This window comes from Streptococcus pseudopneumoniae, from assembly GCF_001072665.1.
GTDB classification, from domain to species: Bacteria; Bacillota; Bacilli; order Lactobacillales; family Streptococcaceae; genus Streptococcus; species Streptococcus pseudopneumoniae_S.
This window is the reverse complement of the sequence record NZ_JVJI01000097.1, coordinates 17,505-40,511: the sequence shown is the minus strand read 5'-3', so window position 1 is coordinate 40,511 and position 23,007 is coordinate 17,505. Positions and strand designations below refer to the sequence as shown.

Sequence of the window (23,007 nt, the reverse complement as noted above, 5' to 3'; positions counted from 1 at the left end):
TTTAGGCTGAGATGATACCCATTGAACCTGATACAGTTAAGACTGGCGAAGGGAAATGTGAAATGGTTTTGTATTTATAGAAACTAACCGTCTAATCTTGTAAGCTGAACTCTAATTCCTATCTGTAATTAGAGTTTTTTCTTTTACGAAACTGGATGAAGATGATACAAAGCATTTAGGTAGCTCACATTGAATGCCCCACTTTTCTTTAAAAAAGGAGTTTTTTATGTTGAAAAAATGGCAGTTAAAAGATGTTATTTTACTTGCTTTCTTGTCTATCTTTTTTGGTGGCGTTTTTGTAGGATCCGGCTATCTGTTTGATGTCCTCACTCTGATTTTAGCCCCTCTTGGCTTGCAGGCCTTTGCCAATGAAATCCTCTTTGGTCTCTGGTGTATGGCTGCGCCCATTGCGGCCATCTTTGTTCCAAGAGTGGGAAGCGCAACGATTGGTGAAGTACTAGCTGCGCTTGCTGAAGTCCTTTATGGTAGCCAATTCGGTCTAGGCGCTCTTTTGTCTGGCTTGGTTCAAGGTTTGGGAAGTGAACTTGGTTTTATCGTAACCAAGAATCGCTATGAAAGTTGGCTCTCTCTAACTGCCAATAGTATTGGGATTACGCTTGTTAGCTTTGTCTATGAGTACATTAAGTTAGGTTACTATGCCTTCTCCCTTCCTTTTGTCCTTTCCTTGCTTGTAGTACGTTTTATTTCCGTCTTTTTCTTCTGTACCATCTTGGTTCGTGCCATTGTCAAACTCTATCATCAGTTTGCAGCTGGAGGCAAGGCATAGATGGGGCTGGAACTACGAGCGATTCAGTCACCAATCTTCCCTGAGCCGCTTGATTTTACTTTTCATGCGCAAGCCTTTACCTTGTTAGTTGGGAGCAGTGGTTCAGGAAAATCCAGCCTCTTTCAAATGATTGCCCAAGTCAGTTCTCTTCCCTATAGCGGTCAAGTCCTGATAAATGGGAGCGAGGTCAGTCAGCTTTCTATCATCGAACGTGTCCAGACGGTTGGTATTCTCTTTCAAAATCCCAATCATCAATTTACCATGGAGAACTTGTTTGAGGAGATGATTTTTACCTTGGAAAATATTGGGCATCCCGTTCAGGAAATTGATTCTAAAATAGCAGAGGTTGTCCAGCAATGTCGCTGCAAGGCAATATTGCACCGTCCAATTCATCACTTATCAGGTGGAGAAAAGCAAAAGGCTGCTTTGGCTGTTCTCTTTGCTATGAATCCTAGGGTCTATCTCTTGGATGAGCCCTTCGCCTCCATTGACCGCAAGAGTAGGATAGAGATATTGGAGATTCTAAAAGAGTTGGCTTCTAATGGGAAGACAGTTATTTTGTGCGACCATGATTTAACGGACTATGAAGCCTATATCAACCATATGGTGGAGCTAAGAGACGGGCAACTAAGGGAAATAAATCAAATTCCTTCCTCTGAGATGACACAGGTTTCTTCAAAGGGAGTTGCTTCTAGCCCAGAACTATTCCATATGGACCGTGTGACTTGTGAGCTGGGTAATTACCCCCTCTTTTCGATTGTGAATTTTACATTTTACCAAGGAATTTCCTGTATTTTGGGTGACAATGGTGTCGGGAAATCAACCCTCTTTCGGTCTATTCTTCAATTTCAAAAGTATAAAGGACGAATTACTTGGAAGGGGACAGTCCTGAAAAAGAAAAAGAGTTTGTATCGTGACTTGACGGGTGTTGTTCAGGAAGCTGAGAAGCAGTTTATCCGAGTCAGTCTGCGAGAGGAACTTCAATTAGATGGACCTGATTCTGAAAGAAATCAACGAATTCTCCAAGCTTTACGATATTTTGATCTGGAGCAGGTACTCGATAAGAGTCCCTATCAATTAAGTGGTGGTCAGCAAAAGATTCTTCAGCTCTTGACCATCTTGACCAGCAAGGCTTCTGTGATCTTGCTAGATGAACCTTTTGCAGGTTTGGATGATAGAGCTTGCCATTATTTTTGTCAGTGGATTGTGGAGGACAGAAATCAAGGAAGAAGTTTTCTGATTATTAGCCATCGTTTAGATCCCTTGATCTCTGTGGTTGATTATTGGATTGAGATGACTAGTCAAGGTCTCAGTCATGTGAAAGAAGTGACAATTACCAAACCACTCACATCTCAGAGTAGTAATATCCAAGGGGAGGTGAGATAGTATGGTCAAAGTAGCAACCCAGACACCGATTATCAGTCTCTTCTTGCTGATTTTATCCTTGGAAACATCTTTCATTCCTTCGATTGCTCTTAATCTCTCGGTAGTTGCATTTTGTATTCTCTTTATGCTCTATTACCGTCGATTTAAGATGTTGGCTTGGATGATTCTACTCGCCATTTTGCCATCTTTGGCCAACTACTGGGCAGTTCAGTTACATGGAGATGCTTCGCAGGCAGTCATGCTTGGAACGAGGGCCTTTGTGACCGTTTGTATTGGTCTTGTCTTTGTTTCCTCTATTTCCTTAAAAGAGCTTCTCTTGTACTTGGCTCAAAAGGGGCTATCACGGTCATGGGCTTATGCCTTGATTGTGGTATTTAATTCCTTTCCTCTCATTCAGCAAGAAATCAAGTCCCTCAAGGAAGCTTGCCTATTACGTGGTCAAGAACTGCATTTTTGGTCTCCCTTGATTTACAGCAAGGTTCTGATGACAGTCTTTAGATGGCGCCATCTTTACCTGAGAGCCCTATCGGCGCATGGATATGACGAACATGCACAGGTGGAGAATAGCTATCGGACTTTTTATATTCCTCAAAGGACACTATTCATCTACCTGCTTTTCTTTTTATTGCTTCAAACCAGTCTATTTTTATAAAGGAGTTATTATGGAATTTACAGATATTGCGATGGAATTATCCAAGGAAGCTTGGCAGGCTTCCTTTCATCACCCCTTTGTTTTACAGTTGCAAGAGGGAAATTTAGACCCGTCCATCTTTCGCTATTATTTGATTCAGGATGCCTACTATTTGAAGGCCTTCTCAGAAGCCTATCACCTCTTGGCTGAAAAGACTTCCAACCAAGAGATGAAAAGACTCTTGAAACAAAATGCTCAGAGTCTAGTGGAAGGTGAGTTATTTATCCGCCAACAATTTTTCAAGGAATTGGAAATCAGCGATCAGGAAATGGAGCAACATCCAATCGCTCCAACCTGCTATCATTATATCTCTCACATTTATCGGCAATTTGAAGAAGCAAATCTAGCCATTGCCTTTGCGAGCTTGCTGCCTTGTCCTTGGCTATATCATGATATAGGCAAATCACTTAATCTTAAACCATCACCAAATCCTCTCTACCAACAATGGATTGAAACTTATATTACGGATGAGTTAGAGCAACAGATCAGAGAGGAAGAGGCTCTGGTCAATCAACTCTATCGAGAAAGTGACGAGACAGACAAGAAAAAAATGCTAGATGCCTTCCACATCAGTGTTCATATGGAAGCTAAGTTTTGGGAAATGGCCTACCAACACCAGACATGGAAAAGCGATTTACAGTCTTTAGAAACAGGAGAAGAATAGAAATATGAGAAAGCACCAATTACAGGTTCACAAATTAACCATTTTATCCATGATGATTGCCCTTGATGTAGTCCTTACGCCTATCTTTCGGATTGAGGGAATGGCACCGATGTCCAGTGTAGTCAATATTCTAGCAGGAATCATGATGGGACCTGTTTATGCCTTGGCTATGGCTACAGTGACAGCCTTTATCCGTATGACGACTCAAGGAATTCCGCCTTTAGCTCTAACAGGAGCGACTTTTGGAGCCCTTCTAGCAGGTCTCTTTTATAAGTATGGTCGAAAATTTTACTTTTCTGCCTTGGGAGAAATTTTGGGAACAGGTATTATTGGTTCTATTGTTTCCTATCCTGTTATGGTACTCTTTACAGGATCGGCCGCTAAGCTTAGCTGGTTTATCTACACTCCTCGATTTTTCGGAGCAACCTTGATTGGTACAGCGATTTCCTTTATTGCCTTTCGATTTTTAATCAAGCAGGAATTCTTTAAAAAAGTTCAGGGATATTTCTTTGATGAAAGGATAGACTGATGCAGGCATTTACAAATCCTTTTCCTATAGGCTATAGTTCCCTCATTCACTGTATTACAAATGAGATTTCTTGTGAGATGCTAGCAAATGGGATTTTGGCTCTGGGATGTAAACCAGTTATGGCAGATGATCCCCGTGAGGTTCTTGATTTTACTAAGCAAAGCCAGGCACTCTTCATCAATTTGGGGCATTTGTCAGCTGAGAAGGAAAAAGCAATCCGTATGGCAGCTTCTTATGCAGATCAAGTTTGTCTCCCAATGGTAGTAGATGCGGTTGGCGTAACGGCTTCATCCATTCGTAAGAGCTTAGTTGAAGACCTTTTAGACTATAGACCTACGGTCCTTAAAGGAAACATGTCAGAAATCCGAAGTCTTGTTGGCTTAAAACACCACGGGGTTGGGGTCGATGCGAGTGCTAAAGATCAAGAAACTGAGGATTTACTTCAAGTTTTGAAAGACTGGTGTCAGACCTATCCAGGTATGTCATTCTTAGTCACAGGCCCCAATGACCTCATCGTTTCAGAAAATCAAGTTGCTATATTGGGAAATGGCTGTGCTGAATTAGACTGGATAACAGGGACAGGAGACTTAGTAGGAGCCTTGACAGCCGTTTTCCTCAGCCAAGGAAAGACTGCCTTTGAAGCTTCTTGTCTAGCGGTCTCTTATCTTAATATCTCTGCTGAGAGAATAGTTGTTCAAGGAATGGGATTGGAAGAATTTCGTTACCAAGTACTCAATCAGCTTTCACTCCTCAAAAGAGATGAAAACTGGCTAGATGCTATCAAAGGAGATGTTTATGAATAGAGAGGCGCTTAGACTGTACCTGGTAACAAATCGCTACCAAGATTCCGTGGAAAGTTTTCTTGAAAAGATTGAGAAGGCTTGCCGTTCAGGGGTTACCATAGTCCAATTACGAGAAAAAAATCTCACAACCAATCAATATTATCAACTGGCAAAGCAAGTCAAGGAAATAACAGATGCCTATCAGGTACCCCTGATAATCGATGATCGCTTGGATGTCTGTCTCGCGGTTGATGCTGCTGGTCTGCATATCGGAGACGATGAACTACCAGTTTCGGTTGCCAGACAAGTCTTGGGCCCTGAAAAAATCCTCGGTGTCACAGCTAAAACTGTAAAAAGAGCCCTTGAGGCAGAAGAAGGAGGGGCGAATTACTTGGGAACAGGAGCCATTTTCCCAACAACCACCAAGGAAAATGCGCCTATCACCCTGATTTCAACCTTGAAAACAATTTGCCAAAGGGTCGCCATTCCAGTAGTTGCTATTGGCGGCTTGACATCAGAGAATATTGACCAACTTATCGGCACGGGTATAGCTGGTGTAGCTGTCGTACGTGATTTAATGCAAGCAGAAGATATAGAGGCCAAAACGCAAGCCCTTTTAACAAAGTTGGATGACATTATTTCCTAATTAATACTCAATGAAAATCAAAGAGTAAACTAGGAAGCTAGTCGCAGGTTGCTCAAAGCACAGCTTTGAGGTTGCAGATAAAGCTGACGTCGTTTGAAGAGATTTTCGAAGAGTATAAAAACTCTCTAATTCCCTTAAAGTAGGAACTAGAGAGTTTTTTTAATCTTTAAAGCTTGTATGGTTAACTGGGCCAGAACCATGACCGAGTTGAGGGGCGTCTTGGATGGCTTTCGTGATAAAGGCCTTGGCTTTATCGACTGCTTGATAGAGGGTTTTCCCCTTGGCTAGTTCAGCAGTAATCACTGCAGCAAAGGTACATCCAGTACCATGTGTATGACAGGTTTGAATTCGTGGACTTTCCCAGACAAATTGGTCCTCCTTGGTAAAGAGGAAATCCTTGGCACCGCCTTCGAGATGGCCTCCTTTGATGACAACAGACTGAGGACCAAATTCTTTTAAAATCAGGCGACCGGCACGCTGCATGTCTTCAGGATCATGGATTGAAAAGCCAACAATCTCTTCTGCCTCAGGAAGATTGGGAGTAATAATAGTTGCAAGGGGAAGTAGATTTGTTTTTAGGTAGTCTCTGGCACTGGTATCAATCAGGGTGTCTCCGCTTGTTGCGACCATAACAGGGTCAAGGACGTAGGGACAATCCAGCTTTTTAAGATAGGGCTGGATGATCTCCATGATCTCAGTAGTTGCCAACATGCCAGTTTTTACAGCCTGAGGTGGAATATCAGAAAAGACACTCTCCAATTGGGCTTTCAACATTTGAGGAGAAACGTGCTCGATTAATTGAACACCTCTGGTATTTTGAGCGACAAGACTGGTCACAACGGCCATTCCATAGACATCTCTAGCTTGGAACGACTTTAAGTCAGCCATAATGCCAGCACCACCACTAGGGTCAGTCCCTGCAATGGTCAAAGCAACGGGTAAATAAGTCATCTAAAACCTCCCAACCAACTGAAGTTTGTATTCTTAAGAACAAGCTAGTCTGTTTTAGAAAGGCAATAGAAGACTGCTAGTCCCCATTATCATTTCCACTTCCATCAGCTAGCATTACCTAGATTGAGTCAAAGGGTCTAACAGTCGTTAATCTCAGCTTTACGCACCCCTAGTGGTTGTTTTCTTTTTTCTTTAGTATAGCATATTTTCATAGTTTATATAGTAAGATTTGACTGCAAATCCTTTATCATAGGGTTAAAATTCAATTTTTCAAAGAAAAGATTAATTTCATAGTTGACAAATGTAGATTTTAAGAGTATACTGATAATTGTAATTGACAAATGTAGATTTTGGAGGTGTGCTAATGCAGATTTCAGATGCAGAATGGCAGGTCATGAAGATTATTTGGATGCAGGGCGAACAGACCAGTACGGATTTGATCAGGGTTCTGGCAGAGCGGTTCGACTGGTCCAAGTCAACCATTCAAACTCTTTTGGCTCGTTTGGTTGAGAAAGAGTGTCTGACGAGGAAAAAAGAAGGTAAGTCCTTTGTTTATTCAGCTCTTTTAACTTTGGACCAAAGTCGGGATTTACTTGTCCAAGATATCAAGGACAAGGTTTGTTCTCGTAGGATTAGGAACTTGTTGGCTGATTTGATTGCTGAATGTGATTTTACTCTAGCTGACTTGGAAGACTTAGAAGCTGTGATTTCAGAGAAGAGATCAAGCGCTGTAACAGAAGTAAGATGTAATTGTATGTAAAGGAGACGTCATGTTAAATAGTATTGTAACCATTATTTGTATTGCCCTTATCGCGTTTATCTTGTTCTGGTTTTTCAAAAAGCCTGAAAAATTTGGACAAAAGGCCCAGCAAAAAAAGGGCTACCAAGAGATTCGAGTGGAAGTCATGGGAGGCTATACGCCTGAGTTGATTATCCTCAAGAAATCAGTGCCAGCCCGTATTGTCTTTGACCGTAAGGACCCTTCACCCTGTCTGGACCAAATTGTTTTTCCAGATTTTGGTGTACATGCGGACCTGCCTATGGGGGAAGAGTATGTAGTGGAAATCACGCCTGAGCAGGCTGGAGAGTATGGTTTCTCTTGTGGCATGAATATGATGCACGGCAAGATGATTGTAGAATAGGAGAATGATATGACTGAAATTGTAAAGGCAAGTCTTGAAAATGGTGTTCAAAAAATCCGTATCACGGCAGACAAAGGCTACCATCCAGCTCATATTCAACTGCAAAAAGGAGTTCCTGCTGAGATTACCTTTCATCGAGCAACTCCTTCAAACTGTTACAAGGAAATTCTGTTTGAAGAAGAAGGCATCTTAGAACCAATCGGCATAGATGAGGAGAAAGTCATTCGTTTTACACCTCAAGAATTAGGTCAACATGAATTTTCTTGTGGTATGAAGATGCAAAAGGGGAGTTATACAGTTGTTGAGAAGACTCGAAAATCTCTATCACTTTTACAGCGTTTTTGGATTACTAGTATCTTTACTGTGCCTCTTGTGATCCTCATGATTGGGATGTCGACAGGAGGAATTAGTCACCAAGTCATGCGTTGGGGCACCTTTTTAGCCACAACACCGATTATGCTAGTAGCAGGTGGTCCTTATATCCAAAGTGCTTGGGCTAGTTTTAAAAAGCACAATGCCAACATGGATACCTTGGTTGCTCTGGGAACCCTAGTGGCCTATTTCTATAGCTTAGTTGCCCTCTTCGTTGGCCTCCCCGTTTACTTTGAAAGTGCTGCGTTTATCTTCTTCTTTGTTCTTATGGGAGCCGTTTTTGAGGAGAAAATGCGGAAAAATACTTCCCAAGCTGTGGAGAAATTACTTGACTTGCAGGCTAAAACTGCAGAAGTCTTGCGTGAGGATAACTATGTTCAAGTTCCTTTGGAGCAAGTCAAGGTAGGTGACCTGATTCGAGTGCGTCCCGGTGAAAAGATTGCGGTTGATGGTGTCGTAGTAGAAGGTATCTCTAGTATTGATGAGTCTATGGTGACAGGTGAGAGTCTGCCTGTGGACAAGACAGTTGGAGATACCGTCATTGGTTCAACCATTAATAATAGTGGAACACTTGTTTTTAGAGCAGAAAAAGTTGGTTCAGAAACTGTTTTGGCTCAGATTGTGGATTTTGTGAAGAAAGCTCAGACAAGTCGTGCGCCGATTCAGGACTTGACAGATAAAATTTCAGGGATTTTTGTCCCAGCAGTTGTCATTTTAGGGATTGTGACCTTTTGGGTTTGGTTCGTCTTGCTCAGGGATAGTGTAGTTGTGCTTGGAGCGAGCTTTGTGTCTTCGCTTCTATATGGAGTAGCAGTTCTGATTATTGCCTGCCCTTGTGCCTTGGGACTTGCAACACCGACAGCCCTTATGGTGGGGACAGGTCGCAGTGCCAAGATGGGAGTTCTCCTCAAAAATGGAACGGTTCTACAGGAAATCCAGAAAGTTCAAACTATCGTCTTTGATAAGACTGGGACTTTGACGGAAGGGAAACCTGTGGTCACGGATATCATCGGCGACGAAGTAGAAGTGCTTGGATTGGCAGCTTCCTTGGAAGAAGCTTCTCAACACCCACTGGCTGAAGCCGTTGTGAAACGAGCGAGTGAAGCTGGACTTGAGTTTCACACTGTTGAAAATTTCCAAGCCTTGCACGGAAAAGGTGTCTCAGGGCAAATCAATGGAAAACAAGTTTTGCTTGGAAATGCTAAAATGCTGGATGGCATGGATATTTCTAGCATTTATCAAGAAAAACTAGAACAACTGGAAAAAGAAGCTAAGACAGTTGTGTTCTTGGCTGTTGAGAATGAAATCAAAGGCTTGCTTGCTCTGCAAGATATTCCTAAGGAAAATGCTAAGCTTGCCATCAGTCAGTTGAAAAAAAGAGGTCTTAAAACAGTCATGCTGACAGGAGATAATGCAGGTGTGGCGCGTGCTATTGCAGATCAAATCGGAATCGAAGAGGTCATTGCAGGTGTCTTGCCAGAAGAAAAAGCCCATGAAATCCATAAACTACAAGCGGCTGGCAAAGTAGCCTTTGTTGGGGACGGTATCAATGACGCTCCTGCCCTTAGTGTAGCAGATGTGGGGATTGCTATGGGAGCTGGAACGGATATCGCTATCGAGTCAGCAGATTTAGTGTTGACAACCAATAACCTCCTAGGCGTGGTTCGTGCCTTTGACATGAGTAAGAAAACCTTTAATCGAATTCTGCTCAATCTTTTCTGGGCCTTTATCTACAATGTCGCCGGAATTCCGATTGCAGCAGGAGTCTTTTCTGGTGTTGGACTGGTCCTCAATCCAGAACTAGCTGGTCTAGCCATGGCCTTTAGTTCTGTATCTGTTCTGACTAGTTCACTCTTACTAAACTTTAGTAAAATAGATTAAAAGCGGGCTTGCTCGCTTTTTATTATAAAACAGAAGCTAAAAACGTTTTCAAACTGTACTGTAATAGAGAATAAAAACTTCTGAGCAGATTCTTAGTAAACTAAAAATAAATGTGATAAATTAGTAATGTAAAAATTTACTGAAACGTTTTCAAAAACTATATGAAACCTTTTTTAGTAGATTTAAAAATATTTGAAGGAGAGTTATCATTATGACTCAAGGGAAAATTACTGCATCTGCAGCAATGCTTAATGTATTGAAAACATGGGGCGTAGACACAATCTACGGTATCCCATCAGGAACACTCAGCTCATTGATGGACGCTTTGGCTGAAGACAAAGATATCCGCTTCTTGCAAGTTCGCCATGAAGAAACAGGTGCTCTTGCAGCGGTTATGCAAGCTAAATTCGGCGGCTCAATCGGGGTTGCAGTTGGTTCAGGTGGTCCAGGTGCGACTCACTTGATTAACGGTGTTTACGATGCAGCTATGGATAACACTCCATTCCTAGCAATCCTTGGATCACGTCCAGTTAACGAACTCAACATGGATGCTTTCCAAGAATTGAACCAAAACCCAATGTACAACGGTATCGCTGTATATAACAAACGTGTAGCTTACGCTGAGCAATTGCCAAAAGTTATTGACGAAGCTTGCCGTGCTGCAGTTTCTAAAAAAGGTCCAGCTGTTGTTGAAATCCCAGTAAACTTCGGTTTCCAAGAAATCGACGAAAACTCATACTATGGATCAGGTTCATACGAGCGTTCATTCATCGCTCCTGCTTTGAACGAAGTTGAAATCGACAAAGCTGTTGAAATCTTGAACAATGCTGAACGTCCAGTTATCTATGCTGGTTACGGTGGTGTTAAAGCTGGTGAAGTAATCACTGAATTGTCACGTAAAATCAAAGCACCAATCATCACAACTGGTAAAAACTTTGAAGCTTTCGAATGGAACTATGAAGGTTTGACTGGTTCTGCTTACCGTGTTGGTTGGAAACCAGCCAACGAAGTGGTCTTTGAAGCAGACACAGTTCTTTTCCTTGGTTCAAACTTCCCATTTGCTGAAGTTTACGAAGCATTTAAGAATACTGAAAAATTCATCCAAGTCGATATCGACCCTTACAAACTTGGTAAACGTCATGCCCTAGACGCTTCAATCCTTGGTGATGCAGGTCAAGCAGCGAAAGCAATCCTTGACAAAGTGAATCCAGTTGAATCTACTCCATGGTGGCGTGCAAACGTTAAGAATAACCAAAACTGGCGCGATTACATGAACAAACTCGAAGGTAAAACTGAGGGTGAATTGCAATTGTACCAAGTTTACAATGCAATCAACAAACATGCTGATCAAGACGCTATCTATTCAATCGACGTAGGTGACACTACTCAAACATCTACTCGTCACCTTCACATGACACCTAAGAACATGTGGCGTACATCTCCACTCTTTGCGACAATGGGTATTGCCCTTCCTGGTGGTATTGCTGCTAAGAAAGACAATCCAGATCGCCAAGTATGGAACATCATGGGTGACGGTGCATTCAACATGTGCTACCCAGACGTTATCACAAACGTTCAATACGACCTTCCAGTTATCAACGTTGTCTTCTCAAATGGTAAATATGCCTTCATCAAGGACAAATACGAAGACACAAACAAACACTTGTTTGGTTGTGACTTCCCTAATGCTGACTACGCTAAAATTGCTGAAGCTCAAGGAGCTGTTGGATTTACAGTTGACCGTATCGAAGACATCGATGCAGTTGTTGCAGAAGCTGTTAAATTGAGCAAAGAAGGTAAAACTGTTGTTATCGATGCTCGCATCACTGAACACCGTCCACTTCCAGTAGAAGTACTTGAATTGGATCCAAAACTTCACTCAGAAGAAGCAATCAAAGCCTTCAAGGAAAAATACGAAGCAGAAGAACTCGTACCATTCCGTCTCTTCTTGGAAGAAGAAGGTTTGCAATCACGCGCAATTAAATAATTCCTTCGTGGAACTTAAAAAGATCGGAGTAATCCGGTCTTTTTATGGAGGATAGTAAATGAATTTAAATCAATTAGATATTATCGTTTCAGATGTTCCACAAGTCTGTGCTGACTTGGAGCGTATTTTGGATAAAAAGTCCGATTATGTTGATGACAGTTTTGCTCAGTTTACGATTGGCAGTCACTGTCTGATGTTGTCCCAAAATCATTTGATTCCTTTGGAAGATTTTCAGTCAGGAATCATTCTTCATATTGAGATTGAGGATCTAAATCAGAATTACCAACGTTTAAAAGAGATCGGTGTCGAGATTTTACACGGTCTTTGTGAAACGGATTGGGGAACAGAGTCCTTATTAGTTAAAGGGCCTGCTGGTCTAGTGATTGATTTTTATCGTATGAAGTAGGTAATTCTATTATCAAATTTTTTATCTAAACATTCTTGGAGTGAAACTTAAAAAGATCGGAGCAATTCGATCTTTTTTGTATTTATGCGACTTTCAGTCCGTCTCGCTCCGTTAGGTGCGAGACAAAAAACCACCCGTTTTCACGGGTGGTTATGATTTCTACACTTATTGTTTGGCTTCCTGTTTTAATTGTTGCACCTGTTCCTCGTACTGGACAAGCTCCCTGTCTTTTATATTGATAGTCGCTTCTGCTTCAGCAATGCGGCTTCTCAGATCTTGAGTCTTGTTATGGTGATAGCTAATACCAATAGCACTACCAGCAATGATCCCGATTACTAGACAAGTAAAAATCACCAAAATCAAGGGAGCAGATAGTTGTGTAAAGACAAGACTGACAGTTACTGTTTGACGATTGAGTAGACCAAATGAGATCACAATGACTAATAAGCTCAAACCGCCAATTAGATAAGCCTTATCTTTCAGTGACAATTCATTAAATTTTTTTAGCATAAGTTCCTTTTCTCCTGACTATGTTGATAGAAAACTACACACCATTTAGGTATTAACAAAATTCATTTTACTAGAAAATTTCGATACTGTCAATAATTTCTAACGGCTTATTTACCATCAATCAATCGATTCATTGAAAAGGAGTATTCATTTTCTAATATTTGATTGAGTAAACAGAACGGAGCAATTCGGTCTTTTTTCTGTTCCCTCTTTCTTATAACAAGATTGTGATAGTTTATATCTTTATAACAAAAGTTTTAAAGACTTGATTGTTTTGAAAGAATATTTTAAAATAAGATTCAGTAAAAATGAAAGAGGTTTTGAAAATGTCTGAAAAACAAATGAAAATTTTAGGTTGGGTAGCGACCTTTATGTCTGTTATGATGTATGTGTCTTACTTCCCACAAATCATGAACAATCTGGCTGGTCAAAAAGGAAATTTCATCCAGCCCTTGGTTGCTGCCATCAACTGTAGTCTCTGGGTTTACTACGGTCTTTTCAAAAAAGAAAGAGATATCCCCCTTGCAGCAGCTAATGCACCAGGTATTATTTTTGGCCTAGTGACGGTTATTACAGCTTTGATTTAAAAGGAACAGAGGAGACTAGTTTTCAGTCTTCTTTTTTGTTTCAGGGGAGGCTATTTACTTTTTCTAGAGGATAATTTTTTAAAAAACAATCTGATAAACTTAAATAGTAGAATAGTATCAGTATGTCACAGTATTTTATAAGAAAAGGTTTACAGAATAAGTTATAATATAAGTAAATGAACAAGCAAATAAGAAAGTGAGTAGAGTTATGACCGAAAAACTGACTTTTCCGGATGGTTTCTTGTGGGGCGGAGCGACAGCTGCCAACCAGTGTGAGGGTGCTTATAATTTAGAAGGTCGTGGATTGGCGAATGTGGATGTCGTCCCCATCGGTCCAGATCGTGAAGCCATTATCACAGGTCAGAAAAAGATGTTTTCGTTTGAGGAGGGCTATTTTTACCCAGCCAAGCAAGCTATTGATATGTACCATCATTACAAGGAAGATATTGCCCTTTTTGCGGAAATGGGCTTTAAGACTTATCGTCTATCCATTGCTTGGACTCGGATTTTTCCTAAGGGTGACGAAACAGTGCCAAATGAAGCTGGTCTAGCCTTTTATGAGGATTTATTTAAGGAGTGCCACAAGTATGGTATCCAACCTCTGGTGACTATCACTCATTTCGACTGTCCTATGCACTTGATTACAGAGTACGGTGGTTGGCGCAATCGTCGGATGTTAGACTTCTATGAAAAACTTTGTCGCACACTCTTTACCCACTATAAGGGTTTGGTCAAATATTGGCTTACCTTCAACGAAATCAACATGATTCTCCATGCCCCCTTTATGGGAGCTGGGCTCTGTTTTGAAGAAGGAGAAAATCAAGAACTGGTTAAATATCAGGCTGCACACTATGAGTTGGTAGCTTCAGCTCTTGCGACAAAGATTGCCCACGAAATTGACCCAGAAAATAAGGTGGGATGTATGTTGGCTGCAGGGCAATACTATCCTAACACAGCCCATCCAAGAGACTACTGGGCAGCCATGGAGGAAGACCGCAAGAGTTACTTCTTCATTGATGTTCAAGCGCGTGGGGAATACCCAAACTACGCCAAGAAGCAGTGGGAGCGTGAGCGAATCGAGATTCAAATGACTGCAGAAGATTTAGAGTTGTTGAAGGACAATACTGTTGACTTTGTTTCCTTCTCTTACTATGCAAGTCTAGTAGCCTCAGGTGATCCAGAAGTTAAAGAATTAACTGCTGGAAATATCTTTGCCTCTCTCAAAAATCCTTATCTTGAATCCTCAGAATGGGGATGGCAGATTGACCCACTTGGTCTTCGTATCACCCTCAATGCTATCTGGGATCGTTACCAAAAGCCAATGTTCATCGTGGAAAACGGTCTAGGTGCTATGGATACACCGGATGAGAATGGTCATGTAGCAGATGACTATCGGATTGCTTACTTAGAGGCTCATATCAAGGCCATGCGAGATGCCATTTACCAAGATGGCGTTGACTTGCTTGGTTATACGACTTGGGGCTGTATCGATCTGGTTTCAGCTGGAACAGGCGAAATGAACAAGCGCTATGGCTTTATCTATGTAGATCGAGATAATGCTGGTCATGGAAGCCTCAAACGTAGCAAGAAGAAATCCTTCTACTGGTACAAGGATGTCATTGCCAGCAATGGTGCAAGCATTGAGTAGAGCACATTTGTTCACTATTTTTATAAAATCTTCTCCCTACTTTATAATATGTGAAAAAGAGTTCAATTAGATGGAGCTTTTTGCTATAATGAGGGGAGAAAAATCAGACAGGAGATCGACATGTCAGAACCATTATTTTTACAATCAGTTATGCAAGAAAAAATCTGGGGTGGAACCAAGCTACGTGATGAGTTTGGTTACGACATCCCAAGTGAAAAAATCGGAGAATATTGGGCCATCTCAGCCCATCCAAATGGAGTCTCTAAAGTTTCCAATGGTCGTTTTGAGGGGACAGACCTAGCTACTTTGTATGCAGAACACCGTGAATTGTTTGGCAATCGTCCAGAACCTGTATTTCCACTGTTGACCAAGATTCTGGATGCCAACGACTGGCTCAGTGTACAAGTTCACCCAGACGATGCCTATGGACTAGAGCATGAAGGCGAGCTTGGAAAAACAGAATGCTGGTATATTATCGCTGCAGACGAAGGTTCAGAGATTATCTACGGTCACAATGCCAAGTCAAAAGAAGAACTCCGCCAGCAAATCGAGGACAAGAATTGGGATGCCTTGTTGACAAAAGTACCAGTTAAAGCTGGAGATTTCTTCTATGTGCCAAGTGGCACTATGCATGCTATTGGTGCGGGCATCTTGATTCTTGAAACCCAGCAGTCTAGTGACACCACCTATCGTGTCTATGACTTTGACCGTAAGGATGATAATGGTAACTTGCGTGAACTTCACCTTGAAAAATCCATTGATGTCTTGAACATTGGTGAGCCTGCAAATAGCCGTCCTGTAACTGTTAAAGCAGATGATTTGCGTTCCACTCTCCTTGTATCCAATGATTTCTTTGCAGTTTACAAGTGGGAAATTACTGGAAAAGTTGACTTCGAAAAGACAGCTGACTACAGCTTGTTTAGTGTCTTAGCTGGTCAAGGTCAACTGACTGTTGACGGAAAAAACTATCCAATCCAAAAAGGTAGCCACTTTATCCTACCAAGTGATGTTGAAGCTTGGACCTTGGAAGGACAAGATTTGGAATTGATTGTTAGCCATCCATAAAAAAGAAAGGGCCTGAGTTCATTACTCAAGTCCTTTTTGATTACATAAATTGGGCGATAAAGACCACGATGATGATGATTGGAATGATGAAACGAAGAAGGAAGAGCCAGACTTGGAACAGTCCCTGTTTCCATGCTCTTTCATCGAGATGGAGTTCCTCCATTGCAAGAGCCTTTTTAAAGATATAGCCTGTAAAAAGTGAAAGGCAGAGAGCTCCAAATGGCATGAGGAGATTGGAAACCAAGAAGTCCATAGCGTCAAAGAAGGTCTTCCCCAAGATGTGAACATCAGCCATGACACCGTAAGATAGGGCTGAAGGAATTCCAAAGACAAAGGTCAAAATTCCTAAAATCACACTCCATTTAGCACGCTTGCTATTGTCCTGGTTGGTGATATTGCCCACATTGATTTCCAGCATAACGACGGAAGAAGTGACTGTCGCAAAGAGGAAGAGCAAGAGGAAGAGGATGTAGAAAATGGTTCCAAAAGGCATCTTGTCAAAGAGTTGAGGCAAGACGATAAAGAGCAGGCTCGGTCCTCCTTCAGATTGGATATTGAAGGAGGACATGGCTGGGAAAATGGCTAGACCCGCCATGATGGATACCGAGATATTCATGGCTACGATGGAGATTCCTGATTGGACCAGATTGGTTTTCTTGTCCAAGTAAGAAGCATAGGTCAGCATGGCTGTAACCCCTAGTGAGAGGGCAAAGAAAGATTGTCCCAGAGCATAGAGGAGACCAGCACTGGTCAATTTTGAAAAGTCTGGTTTGAGGAAGTAAAGAACCCCTTCCATGGCATTTGGCAAACTGAGAGAGCGCCCAATGATGACAACAAAGATGATAAAGAGCAGGGGCATCATGACCTTAGAAGCTCTTTCAATCCCTTTTTGAACCCCACGTGATACAATAAAGATATTCAATAAGATAAAGACTGCTTGAGCTCCTAGGGCAATGGCTGGATTTGAAATGATTGAAGTAAATAACTGAGCATAATCCCCCGTTCCACCAATTTGGAACAATTTTCCAAACTCAATGCCTAGATAGACTAAAATCCAGCCCCCAATAACACTGTAAAACGATAAAAGGATAAAAAGGGCAAAGGCACCAATCCAACCGATAAAGTTGTACTTGCTATTCTTGCCCAGTTTTCCAAAGGTTTTGATAGCTGAGACACCAGCGCTTCGGCCGAGGGCAAATTCTGCAAGCAAAAGGGGGAAACCGATTAAAATAGTGGAGATAAGAAAGACCAGTAAAAAGCCTCCTCCACCATTAGCAGCAGTCATGTAGGGGAATTTCCAAACGGCACCAAGTCCGATGGCTGATCCAGCAGATGCTAGGATAAAGCCCAGTTTAGAACCCCATTGCGATTTTTCAGACATAGTTAAACTCCTAAAATTAGTATTACAAAAGAAAAAGCTACTGCCCTTGGCAAATAGCCTCATCAGTACTCAAGATGAGCTTTTCCTTTGATTGATAGACTTGACTATCCTATCATGTTTTCTAAGGTCTGTCAAGAAAACCATTTTCAAGTTTTCACACCTTTCTCAAAAAATTTAAAAAAATTCACAAAAACGCTTGACTCTGACCCAAGGGGAGGGGTTATACTATCAATGTAAGGAGAAAATCATGTACCATATAAAAGAAGCTGCGCAGCTTTCGGGCGTATCTGTCAAGACTCTGCACCACTACGACAAGATAGGACTTTTGGTTCCTTTAAAGTCGGAAAACGGTTATCGAACCTACAGTCAGGAGGATTTGGAACGCCTTCAGGTCATTCTTTACTATAAATATCTAGGCTTTTCTTTAGAAAAAATAGCAGAGCTATTAAAGGAAGAAAGGGAAGATTTATTGCCTCATTTGACCAGGCAGTTGGACTATTTGATTCGAGAAAGGGAACATCTGAATACCTTGATTTCAACCTTGCAAAAAACCATTCAAGAACAAAAAGGAGAAAGAGAAATGAGCATTCAAGAGAAATTTGCTGGATTTAACTACCAAGACCATCAAAAATACCACCAAGAGGCGGTAGAGAAATATGGACAAGAAGTGATGGACCAAGCGCTCGAGCGCCAAAAAGGTCACGAAAACGAAGCTACGGCTGCCTTCAACCAAGTTTTTCGAGCCTTGTCACAAAATCTTCAAGCTGGACTGCCTGTAACAGCAACAGAAAACCAAGAAGAAGCTGCTAAACTCTTGCAAGCCATTCGTACTTATGGATTCGACTGCTCCGTTGAAGTATTCGGTCATATCGGTAAAGGATACATCTATAACCCAGAGTTTAAGGAAAATATTGATAAATTTGGAGATGGAACAGCCCAGTACACATCAGATGTCATTGCTCAATATGTCCAAACTCAGACAAAATAAAATCGGAGGAGTATTCTTCCGATTTTTTCTAAATTCAAGTATTACTTGCTTAATAATTTTTCTACCACATTTAGTTTTCGCATGGTCAAATCTACATTAAAAAGCTTTTCAAGATAGTTGGTATGGAGTTTCTTTTGTTTTGCAGTTCTAGGGAGATAGAGGTAAAGACAATGGTTACCGATACAAATTTCTTCTTCACCGTAATCAATTTTTAATTTTTCTAGAGGGAGGCTTTGAATAGGTTCTTGATAAAAAATCACGTGTACACGGTCATAAAGATAGTCTTCTCTAAACGGGTTTTCTTGGACAATTTTTTTAAAATCACTTTTGTTCTTGATTACCATTTTTAAGTCAGCACCAATTTTTTCCTTTATTAGAGTATGAACCTGTTCTCGTATTTCTTCTAGGGTTAAGTCACTTTCAAGAATGATATTTCCACTTTGAATATAAGTTCGAACTTGTTGAAAACCAACTTCTGTTAAAATATCTACTAAATAAGACATTTTCGAGATAGCATTTTTTCCATTAGGAGTAACACCTCTTAGTAAAATAATATGTTCCAAAGGACTTCCTTTCTTATTTGGTATTTTAGTCGTTCAATTATTTATATATTTGATTTGAGCCTGCCACCCAGCCGGTACAGAGGGCAGAAGTGATGTTAAAGCCACCTGTGTGGGCGTTAATATCCATGACCTCGCCTGCAAAGTGGAGTCCAGGTACCAGCTTACTTTCAAGGGTTTTAGGGTTGATTTCCTTAAGACTGACACCACCTTTGGTAACAAATGACTTGGCAAGAGACATTTTACCACTTACAGGAATTTTGAGTCCTTTGATGGACTGTAGAAGTTGTTCTCGTTCCTTTTCAGTCAGTTGTTTGACTTTGTCAGGATAGCCTTGTACAAAAAACTCTGCCAAGCGTTCTGGTAACAAGGTTTTTAAGGCATTTTTTAGAGCTTTTTCTCGATTTTCTTCTAAAAATACAACCAAGTCCTCCTCAGAAAGTTGAGGCAAAACATCTAGCGAGAGAACCTCCCCACCCTTGACAAAACTAGACATACGCAGGGCAGAAGGACCAGATAAACCAAAGTGGGTAAAGAGCAAATCGTGAGTGATGACATGCTTGCCATAGCTTAGGGTCACATCGTCCAACGAAATCCCCTGCAAGGCCTTGTGTGGAAAATCTGTCAATAAAGGACTTTCGGCAGCCTCAAGCTCGGTAATGGTGTGTTTGAAATGACGAGCAATCTCATGACCAAAACCAGTAGAGCCAGTAGAAGGATAGGATTTTCCACCAGTTGTGACGATGAGTTTATCACAAGTAAAGGTCTGGTCTGGTGATTTCAGGACAAACTGGTCGTCTATCTTTTTAACTGAAACAATTTCTGTTTGAGTAGCAATTTGCCCACCTAGCTCCATGATTTTCTTTTCCAGTGCTTCGATAATGGTCCGAGATTTGTCACTGGCTGGAAAGACGCGGCCGTGGTCTTCGACCTTAAGTTTAACACCATTTTCTGTAAAAAAGTTAATGATATCATGGTTATCAAACTGGGAGAAGACACTGTAGAGAAAGCGCCCATTTCCAGGGATTCCAGCTAGTAGGTCATCTAGAGTTCCGTTGTTGGTGACATTGCAACGTCCCCCACCAGTCCCAGCTAATTTTTTTCCAAGTTTCCGATTTTTTTCGATGAGGAGGGTTTTCTGTCCATAAAAGCTACTGGAAATTGTAGCCATCATTCCAGCAGGTCCTCCACCGATGACGATAGTATCAAAATGTTTCATAGCTCTATTGTACCACAAAAAAACAAGAGATGATGGTCACCTCTTGTCAAGAATGCAATTAATCAATTTCATATCCCATCAGTAAACCACCATCTTCTGCATAGAAACTGCAGAGACCAGAGGTTGGGAGAATTTTAATATCCGCCTGTGGGAAATTTTCATGGATTCGGTCTGAAAGCTGTTGACAACATTTCTCGTTATTGCGTTGGGCCATGACAATACGACCACCAGCATATCCAGCTTTTATCAACTCTTCATAGGCTGCCTGAACTGATTTCTTTGGACCTCGTGCTTTTTGTAGTAGTTCAAGGGTTCCGGTTTCACTGGCTTCTCCAACCATACGGATGTTGAGAAGGCCAACGACTGTACCGATAAGCTTGCTCAAACGGCCGTTCTTCACCAAGTTATCGACTTTGGCTAGGACAAAAAGTAACTTGGTTTTTTCTTGATAGGCAGTGATAGCTTCAACCACTTCTTCAAAAGATAGGCCCTGGTCAATCAAGTCATTCAATTTTTCTACGAGCAAGTCAACTTCCCCACCAGCAGACAAACTATCAATTACATGAATTTTAGTATCAGGATATTCTTCCAGATAAATATTCTTAGCTAGTTGAGCACTATTGTGGCTGCCAGAGAGAGTACCTGTGATGGTTACTAGGAAAATGTTTTTGGCTCCTTCAAATGCTCGCAAATAATCATCTGGGCTTGGACAAGCTGATTTTGAAGCTTCTGCAGTTGCATACATGGTTTCCATCATTTGGTCAATGTCAAGATTGGCATCATCAACAAAGACCTGATCAGCTACTTGAATGGTTAAGGGCACACTTACAAAGGTCGTGTCAATAGCTGGTCTTGCCAGCTGACGATAATCACAACCAGAGTCAGCAATAATCTTCCAAGTCATAGAAATTCTCCATCTTTGTCAGTTATACATTGACAAAGGTTCTGTCTTTTTTTACAATTATATCATGAAAGCCCTTGAAACAAAAGCCTCATCCGTCTGTTGTGACAAGTAGAAAGAAAATGTTATGTCTGAACGTAGAATCTCTGAAAAGTCTCTTGAAAATCTCAGAAAATCAAACCAAGAATCCAATTTATTAACTAGAGAAGCCATCGAAACAGCCCTCTTGCAGCTCTTGGAAAAAAAGGACCTGACCAAGATTAGTATTTCTGAATTGGTCAAACGTGCAGGCGTTTCGCGTGCGGCCTTTTATCGCAATTATGATTCCAAAGAGGAGATTTTAGAAAGTGTCTTTAAACGAACTGTTCACAATATTATGGAACAGTTGCATCATTATGATTTAAAGACAGACCTTTATATGGTCTGGGTTCACCTTTTCCGAGAGGCCAGAAAGGAAGCCAGAGTGATTCAACTGGCCTTGGATTACCATCTGGAAAAAATCTTTGTCCAAGCCATGCAGGAATTTCTAGAAAAATACCATGGAAAATCAAAAGGTGTCAGCTCTTATCTTCATTCCTTCTGGAGCTCAGCCATCGTCTCTGTCCTTCTAAAATGGATCAAGGATGGCATGAAGGTACCTGCTGAAAAGATAGCGGATTTACGGTTGCCATTTTTTAAAAAATAGAGAAAAAGGAGAAGAGATATGACTGAAAAAAGACTAGCATGGGATGAGTATTTTGCAGCCCAAGCCTTACTAATTGCCAATCGTTCCACTTGTAAACGTGCCAAAGTGGGCGCAATTCTGGTTAAGGATAATAAGGTTATTTCTACTGGTTACAATGGTTCAGTGTCAGGGACTGAGCATTGTATTGATCACGAATGTTTGGTCATCGAAGGCCACTGTGTTCGTACCCTTCACGCTGAGGTCAATGCTATCCTTCAAGGTGCAGAGCGTGGTGTTCCAAAAGGATTTACAGCCTATGTAACCCATTTTCCTTGTCTGAACTGTACCAAACAATTATTGCAGGTTGGTTGCAAGCGCGTGGTTTATATCAACCAGTACCGAATGGATGGCTATGCCCAATACCTTTATCAAGAAAAAGGGACAGAATTGACCCATTTACCACTTGAGACAGTACAGACAGCTCTTAAAGAGGCAGATCTAATGTAAAAATTATCAAAAATAAATGGTTTAGAAAGATTTTTAAACCGTTTTTTGGTATAATAAGAAGAATAAATTGAAAGAAGGAATTCCAAAAATGGGAAAAATTGAAGTTATTAATCATCCACTGATTCAACACAAATTGTCAATCTTGCGTCGTACAGATACTTCTACAAAAGCTTTTCGTGAGCTAGTAGATGAGATTGCCATGTTGATGGGGTATGAAGTACTTCGTGATCTTCCACTAGAAGATGTGGAAATCGAAACACCAATCACAAAAACAGTTCAAAAACAATTGGCAGGTAAGAAATTGGCCATCGTTCCAATCTTGCGTGCAGGTATCGGGATGGTCGATGGGCTCTTGAGCTTGGTTCCAGCTGCTAAGGTTGGTCACATCGGTATGTACCGTGATGAAGAAACACTTCAACCGGTTGAGTATTTGGTGAAATTGCCTGAGGACATTGACCAACGTCAAATTTTTGTAGTAGATCCAATGTTGGCAACAGGTGGCTCAGCAATCTTGGCTGTTGATTCTCTTAAAAAACGTGGCGCATCAAATATCAAATTTGTCTGCCTTGTATCAGCACCAGAAGGTGTAAAAGCTCTTCAAGAAGCTCATCCAGATGTAGAAATCTTTACAGCAGCCTTGGATGAACGCTTGAACGAACACGGTTATATTGTTCCAGGTCTTGGAGATGCTGGAGACCGCTTGTTCGGTACAAAATAACATCGAAAAGAAGAATGACTTGGAAAAGTATTTCC

Annotated in this window: 25 protein-coding genes and 1 riboswitch; of the genes, 19 read left to right on the top strand and 6 right to left on the bottom strand. The window is 41.2% G+C overall.

The window, feature by feature from the left end; translation table 11 throughout:
• The first annotated feature begins 226 nt into the window (after window positions 1-226).
• Genes ADH52_RS05185 through thiE form a run of 7 tightly spaced genes read left to right on the top strand, consistent with a single transcriptional unit; the run spans window position 227 to window position 5,485 of the window.
• Window positions 227-787: an ECF transporter S component gene (locus ADH52_RS05185; protein ID WP_049510473.1), complete on the top strand. Its 561-nt coding sequence runs from the start codon at window positions 227-229 to the stop codon at window positions 785-787.
• Window positions 788-2,173, top strand: a complete 1,386-nt coding sequence (locus tag ADH52_RS05180) for an ATP-binding cassette domain-containing protein (protein ID WP_049487068.1) — start codon at window positions 788-790, stop codon at window positions 2,171-2,173.
• Window position 2,174: 1 nt separating this feature from the next.
• Window positions 2,175-2,825 carry an energy-coupling factor transporter transmembrane component T gene (locus tag ADH52_RS05175; RefSeq protein ID WP_049487067.1) on the top strand — a complete coding sequence of 217 codons (651 nt, stop codon included), beginning with the start codon at window positions 2,175-2,177 and terminating at the stop codon, window positions 2,823-2,825.
• Window positions 2,826-2,835: 10 nt separating this feature from the next.
• On the top strand, window positions 2,836-3,528 hold the full coding sequence (tenA, locus tag ADH52_RS05170; protein WP_049487066.1) for a thiaminase II: 693 nt from the start codon (window positions 2,836-2,838) through the stop codon (window positions 3,526-3,528).
• A gap of 4 nt (window positions 3,529-3,532) precedes the next feature.
• Window positions 3,533-4,057, top strand: a complete 525-nt coding sequence (gene thiW / locus ADH52_RS05165; protein WP_001225552.1) for an energy coupling factor transporter S component ThiW — start codon at window positions 3,533-3,535, stop codon at window positions 4,055-4,057.
• Window positions 4,057-4,860 (top strand): hydroxyethylthiazole kinase, encoded by an 804-nt coding sequence (locus ADH52_RS05160; RefSeq protein WP_049487065.1) that lies wholly within the window; start codon window positions 4,057-4,059, stop codon window positions 4,858-4,860. The genes thiW and ADH52_RS05160 overlap by 1 nt, the downstream gene beginning before the upstream one ends.
• Window positions 4,853-5,485, top strand: coding sequence for a thiamine phosphate synthase (gene thiE, locus ADH52_RS05155; RefSeq protein WP_049510472.1), 633 nt, complete (start codon window positions 4,853-4,855; stop codon window positions 5,483-5,485). Before ADH52_RS05160 ends, thiE begins: the two co-directional genes overlap by 8 nt.
• 159 nt (window positions 5,486-5,644) lie before the next feature.
• Here thiE and thiD read toward each other — a convergent pair whose 3' ends face one another.
• Window positions 5,645-6,436, bottom strand: coding sequence for a bifunctional hydroxymethylpyrimidine kinase/phosphomethylpyrimidine kinase (thiD, locus tag ADH52_RS05150; RefSeq protein ID WP_000221754.1), 792 nt, complete (start codon window positions 6,434-6,436; stop codon window positions 5,645-5,647).
• Between the two features lie 83 nt (window positions 6,437-6,519).
• A riboswitch (TPP riboswitch) is annotated at window positions 6,520-6,617 on the bottom strand.
• A 183-nt stretch (window positions 6,618-6,800) separates the two neighbouring features.
• Here thiD and ADH52_RS05145 point away from each other — a divergent pair.
• The 5 genes from ADH52_RS05145 (at window position 6,801) to ADH52_RS05125 (ending at window position 12,224) form a co-directional block, all read left to right on the top strand.
• Window positions 6,801-7,196 (top strand): CopY/TcrY family copper transport repressor, encoded by a 396-nt coding sequence (locus tag ADH52_RS05145; RefSeq protein WP_049510471.1) that lies wholly within the window; start codon window positions 6,801-6,803, stop codon window positions 7,194-7,196.
• 10 nt (window positions 7,197-7,206) lie between these two features.
• A complete protein-coding gene (locus ADH52_RS05140; RefSeq protein ID WP_049510470.1) occupies window positions 7,207-7,578 on the top strand; it encodes a cupredoxin domain-containing protein in 372 nt (123 codons plus the stop codon).
• 9 nt (window positions 7,579-7,587) lie between these two features.
• A complete protein-coding gene (locus ADH52_RS05135; protein ID WP_049510469.1) occupies window positions 7,588-9,831 on the top strand; it encodes a heavy metal translocating P-type ATPase in 2,244 nt (747 codons plus the stop codon).
• A 211-nt stretch (window positions 9,832-10,042) separates the two neighbouring features.
• Window positions 10,043-11,818, top strand: coding sequence for a pyruvate oxidase (spxB, locus tag ADH52_RS05130; protein ID WP_000191811.1), 1,776 nt, complete (start codon window positions 10,043-10,045; stop codon window positions 11,816-11,818).
• A gap of 58 nt (window positions 11,819-11,876) precedes the next feature.
• Window positions 11,877-12,224, top strand: coding sequence for a VOC family protein (locus tag ADH52_RS05125; RefSeq protein ID WP_001052641.1), 348 nt, complete (start codon window positions 11,877-11,879; stop codon window positions 12,222-12,224).
• Window positions 12,225-12,389: 165 nt separating this feature from the next.
• On the opposite strand, the gene ADH52_RS05120 is transcribed toward ADH52_RS05125, so the two are convergent.
• Complete coding sequence (locus tag ADH52_RS05120) at window positions 12,390-12,734, bottom strand: lipopolysaccharide assembly protein LapA domain-containing protein (protein ID WP_000913393.1); 345 nt, start codon at window positions 12,732-12,734, stop codon at window positions 12,390-12,392.
• Window positions 12,735-13,060: 326 nt separating this feature from the next.
• Here ADH52_RS05120 and ADH52_RS05115 point away from each other — a divergent pair, with 326 nt between their 5' ends.
• From ADH52_RS05115 to manA, 3 genes are all read left to right on the top strand, one after another.
• On the top strand, window positions 13,061-13,321 hold the full coding sequence (locus ADH52_RS05115) for a SemiSWEET family transporter (RefSeq protein ID WP_001291472.1): 261 nt from the start codon (window positions 13,061-13,063) through the stop codon (window positions 13,319-13,321).
• Between the two features lie 208 nt (window positions 13,322-13,529).
• Window positions 13,530-14,969 carry a 6-phospho-beta-glucosidase gene (locus tag ADH52_RS05110; protein WP_049510468.1) on the top strand — a complete coding sequence of 480 codons (1,440 nt, stop codon included), beginning with the start codon at window positions 13,530-13,532 and terminating at the stop codon, window positions 14,967-14,969.
• Between the two features lie 120 nt (window positions 14,970-15,089).
• Window positions 15,090-16,034, top strand: coding sequence for a mannose-6-phosphate isomerase, class I (gene manA / locus ADH52_RS05105; protein WP_033685221.1), 945 nt, complete (start codon window positions 15,090-15,092; stop codon window positions 16,032-16,034).
• A gap of 40 nt (window positions 16,035-16,074) precedes the next feature.
• Here the strand turns inward: manA and ADH52_RS05100 are convergent, their stop codons facing one another.
• Window positions 16,075-17,415, bottom strand: coding sequence for a sodium-dependent transporter (locus tag ADH52_RS05100; RefSeq protein ID WP_049510467.1), 1,341 nt, complete (start codon window positions 17,413-17,415; stop codon window positions 16,075-16,077).
• Between the two features lie 247 nt (window positions 17,416-17,662).
• Here ADH52_RS05100 and ADH52_RS05095 point away from each other — a divergent pair, with 247 nt between their 5' ends.
• Window positions 17,663-18,403 carry a MerR family transcriptional regulator gene (locus ADH52_RS05095; RefSeq protein ID WP_049510466.1) on the top strand — a complete coding sequence of 247 codons (741 nt, stop codon included), beginning with the start codon at window positions 17,663-17,665 and terminating at the stop codon, window positions 18,401-18,403.
• A gap of 41 nt (window positions 18,404-18,444) precedes the next feature.
• On the opposite strand, the gene ADH52_RS05090 is transcribed toward ADH52_RS05095, so the two are convergent.
• The 3 genes from ADH52_RS05090 to ADH52_RS05080 are packed head-to-tail and all read right to left on the bottom strand — an operon-like array spanning window position 18,445 to window position 21,086.
• Window positions 18,445-18,966 (bottom strand): DUF1697 domain-containing protein, encoded by a 522-nt coding sequence (locus ADH52_RS05090; RefSeq protein ID WP_049510465.1) that lies wholly within the window; start codon window positions 18,964-18,966, stop codon window positions 18,445-18,447.
• Between the two features lie 37 nt (window positions 18,967-19,003).
• Window positions 19,004-20,182: an NAD(P)/FAD-dependent oxidoreductase gene (locus ADH52_RS05085; RefSeq protein WP_049510474.1), complete on the bottom strand. Its 1,179-nt coding sequence runs from the start codon at window positions 20,180-20,182 to the stop codon at window positions 19,004-19,006.
• A gap of 58 nt (window positions 20,183-20,240) precedes the next feature.
• A complete protein-coding gene (locus ADH52_RS05080; protein ID WP_049510464.1) occupies window positions 20,241-21,086 on the bottom strand; it encodes a DegV family protein in 846 nt (281 codons plus the stop codon).
• 124 nt (window positions 21,087-21,210) lie between these two features.
• On the opposite strand from ADH52_RS05080, the gene ADH52_RS05075 reads away from it, so the two are divergent.
• The 3 genes from ADH52_RS05075 to upp all read left to right on the top strand — a co-directional run bounded on the left by ADH52_RS05075 (window position 21,211) and on the right by upp (window position 22,972).
• The gene (locus ADH52_RS05075; RefSeq protein WP_049486977.1) at window positions 21,211-21,768 is read left to right on the top strand and encodes a TetR/AcrR family transcriptional regulator; all 558 of its coding nucleotides are present in this window, start codon (window positions 21,211-21,213) and stop codon (window positions 21,766-21,768) included.
• 18 nt (window positions 21,769-21,786) lie between these two features.
• A complete protein-coding gene (locus ADH52_RS05070) occupies window positions 21,787-22,254 on the top strand; it encodes a deoxycytidylate deaminase (RefSeq protein WP_044811721.1) in 468 nt (155 codons plus the stop codon).
• Between the two features lie 88 nt (window positions 22,255-22,342).
• Window positions 22,343-22,972: a uracil phosphoribosyltransferase gene (gene upp, locus ADH52_RS05065; protein ID WP_000515974.1), complete on the top strand. Its 630-nt coding sequence runs from the start codon at window positions 22,343-22,345 to the stop codon at window positions 22,970-22,972.
• Window positions 22,973-23,007: the final 35 nt, after the last annotated feature.

Excerpts from the sequence above, each read along its gene's own strand:
- thiW (WP_001225552.1), top strand. The coding sequence starts at position 3,533 with ATGAGAAAGCACCAATTACAGGTTCACAAATTAACCATTTTATCCATG.
- ADH52_RS05100 (WP_049510467.1), bottom strand. The coding sequence starts at position 17,415 with ATGTCTGAAAAATCGCAATGGGGTTCTAAACTGGGCTTTATCCTAGCA.
- ADH52_RS05175 (WP_049487067.1), top strand. The coding sequence starts at position 2,175 with ATGGTCAAAGTAGCAACCCAGACACCGATTATCAGTCTCTTCTTGCTG.
- ADH52_RS05080 (WP_049510464.1), bottom strand. The coding sequence starts at position 21,086 with ATGACTTGGAAGATTATTGCTGACTCTGGTTGTGATTATCGTCAGCTG.
- ADH52_RS05070 (WP_044811721.1), top strand. The coding sequence starts at position 21,787 with ATGACTGAAAAAAGACTAGCATGGGATGAGTATTTTGCAGCCCAAGCC.
- ADH52_RS05075 (WP_049486977.1), top strand. The coding sequence starts at position 21,211 with ATGTCTGAACGTAGAATCTCTGAAAAGTCTCTTGAAAATCTCAGAAAA.
- thiD (WP_000221754.1), bottom strand. The coding sequence starts at position 6,436 with ATGACTTATTTACCCGTTGCTTTGACCATTGCAGGGACTGACCCTAGT.
- ADH52_RS05185 (WP_049510473.1), top strand. The coding sequence starts at position 227 with ATGTTGAAAAAATGGCAGTTAAAAGATGTTATTTTACTTGCTTTCTTG.
- upp (WP_000515974.1), top strand. The coding sequence starts at position 22,343 with ATGGGAAAAATTGAAGTTATTAATCATCCACTGATTCAACACAAATTG.
- ADH52_RS05180 (WP_049487068.1), top strand. The coding sequence starts at position 788 with ATGGGGCTGGAACTACGAGCGATTCAGTCACCAATCTTCCCTGAGCCG.
- thiE (WP_049510472.1), top strand. The coding sequence starts at position 4,853 with ATGAATAGAGAGGCGCTTAGACTGTACCTGGTAACAAATCGCTACCAA.
- ADH52_RS05095 (WP_049510466.1), top strand. The coding sequence starts at position 17,663 with ATGTACCATATAAAAGAAGCTGCGCAGCTTTCGGGCGTATCTGTCAAG.
- ADH52_RS05110 (WP_049510468.1), top strand. The coding sequence starts at position 13,530 with ATGACCGAAAAACTGACTTTTCCGGATGGTTTCTTGTGGGGCGGAGCG.
- ADH52_RS05085 (WP_049510474.1), bottom strand. The coding sequence starts at position 20,182 with ATGAAACATTTTGATACTATCGTCATCGGTGGAGGACCTGCTGGAATG.
- ADH52_RS05115 (WP_001291472.1), top strand. The coding sequence starts at position 13,061 with ATGTCTGAAAAACAAATGAAAATTTTAGGTTGGGTAGCGACCTTTATG.
- ADH52_RS05135 (WP_049510469.1), top strand. The coding sequence starts at position 7,588 with ATGACTGAAATTGTAAAGGCAAGTCTTGAAAATGGTGTTCAAAAAATC.
- manA (WP_033685221.1), top strand. The coding sequence starts at position 15,090 with ATGTCAGAACCATTATTTTTACAATCAGTTATGCAAGAAAAAATCTGG.
- ADH52_RS05140 (WP_049510470.1), top strand. The coding sequence starts at position 7,207 with ATGTTAAATAGTATTGTAACCATTATTTGTATTGCCCTTATCGCGTTT.
- ADH52_RS05120 (WP_000913393.1), bottom strand. The coding sequence starts at position 12,734 with ATGCTAAAAAAATTTAATGAATTGTCACTGAAAGATAAGGCTTATCTA.
- ADH52_RS05160 (WP_049487065.1), top strand. The coding sequence starts at position 4,057 with ATGCAGGCATTTACAAATCCTTTTCCTATAGGCTATAGTTCCCTCATT.
- ADH52_RS05145 (WP_049510471.1), top strand. The coding sequence starts at position 6,801 with ATGCAGATTTCAGATGCAGAATGGCAGGTCATGAAGATTATTTGGATG.
- ADH52_RS05125 (WP_001052641.1), top strand. The coding sequence starts at position 11,877 with ATGAATTTAAATCAATTAGATATTATCGTTTCAGATGTTCCACAAGTC.
- spxB (WP_000191811.1), top strand. The coding sequence starts at position 10,043 with ATGACTCAAGGGAAAATTACTGCATCTGCAGCAATGCTTAATGTATTG.
- tenA (WP_049487066.1), top strand. The coding sequence starts at position 2,836 with ATGGAATTTACAGATATTGCGATGGAATTATCCAAGGAAGCTTGGCAG.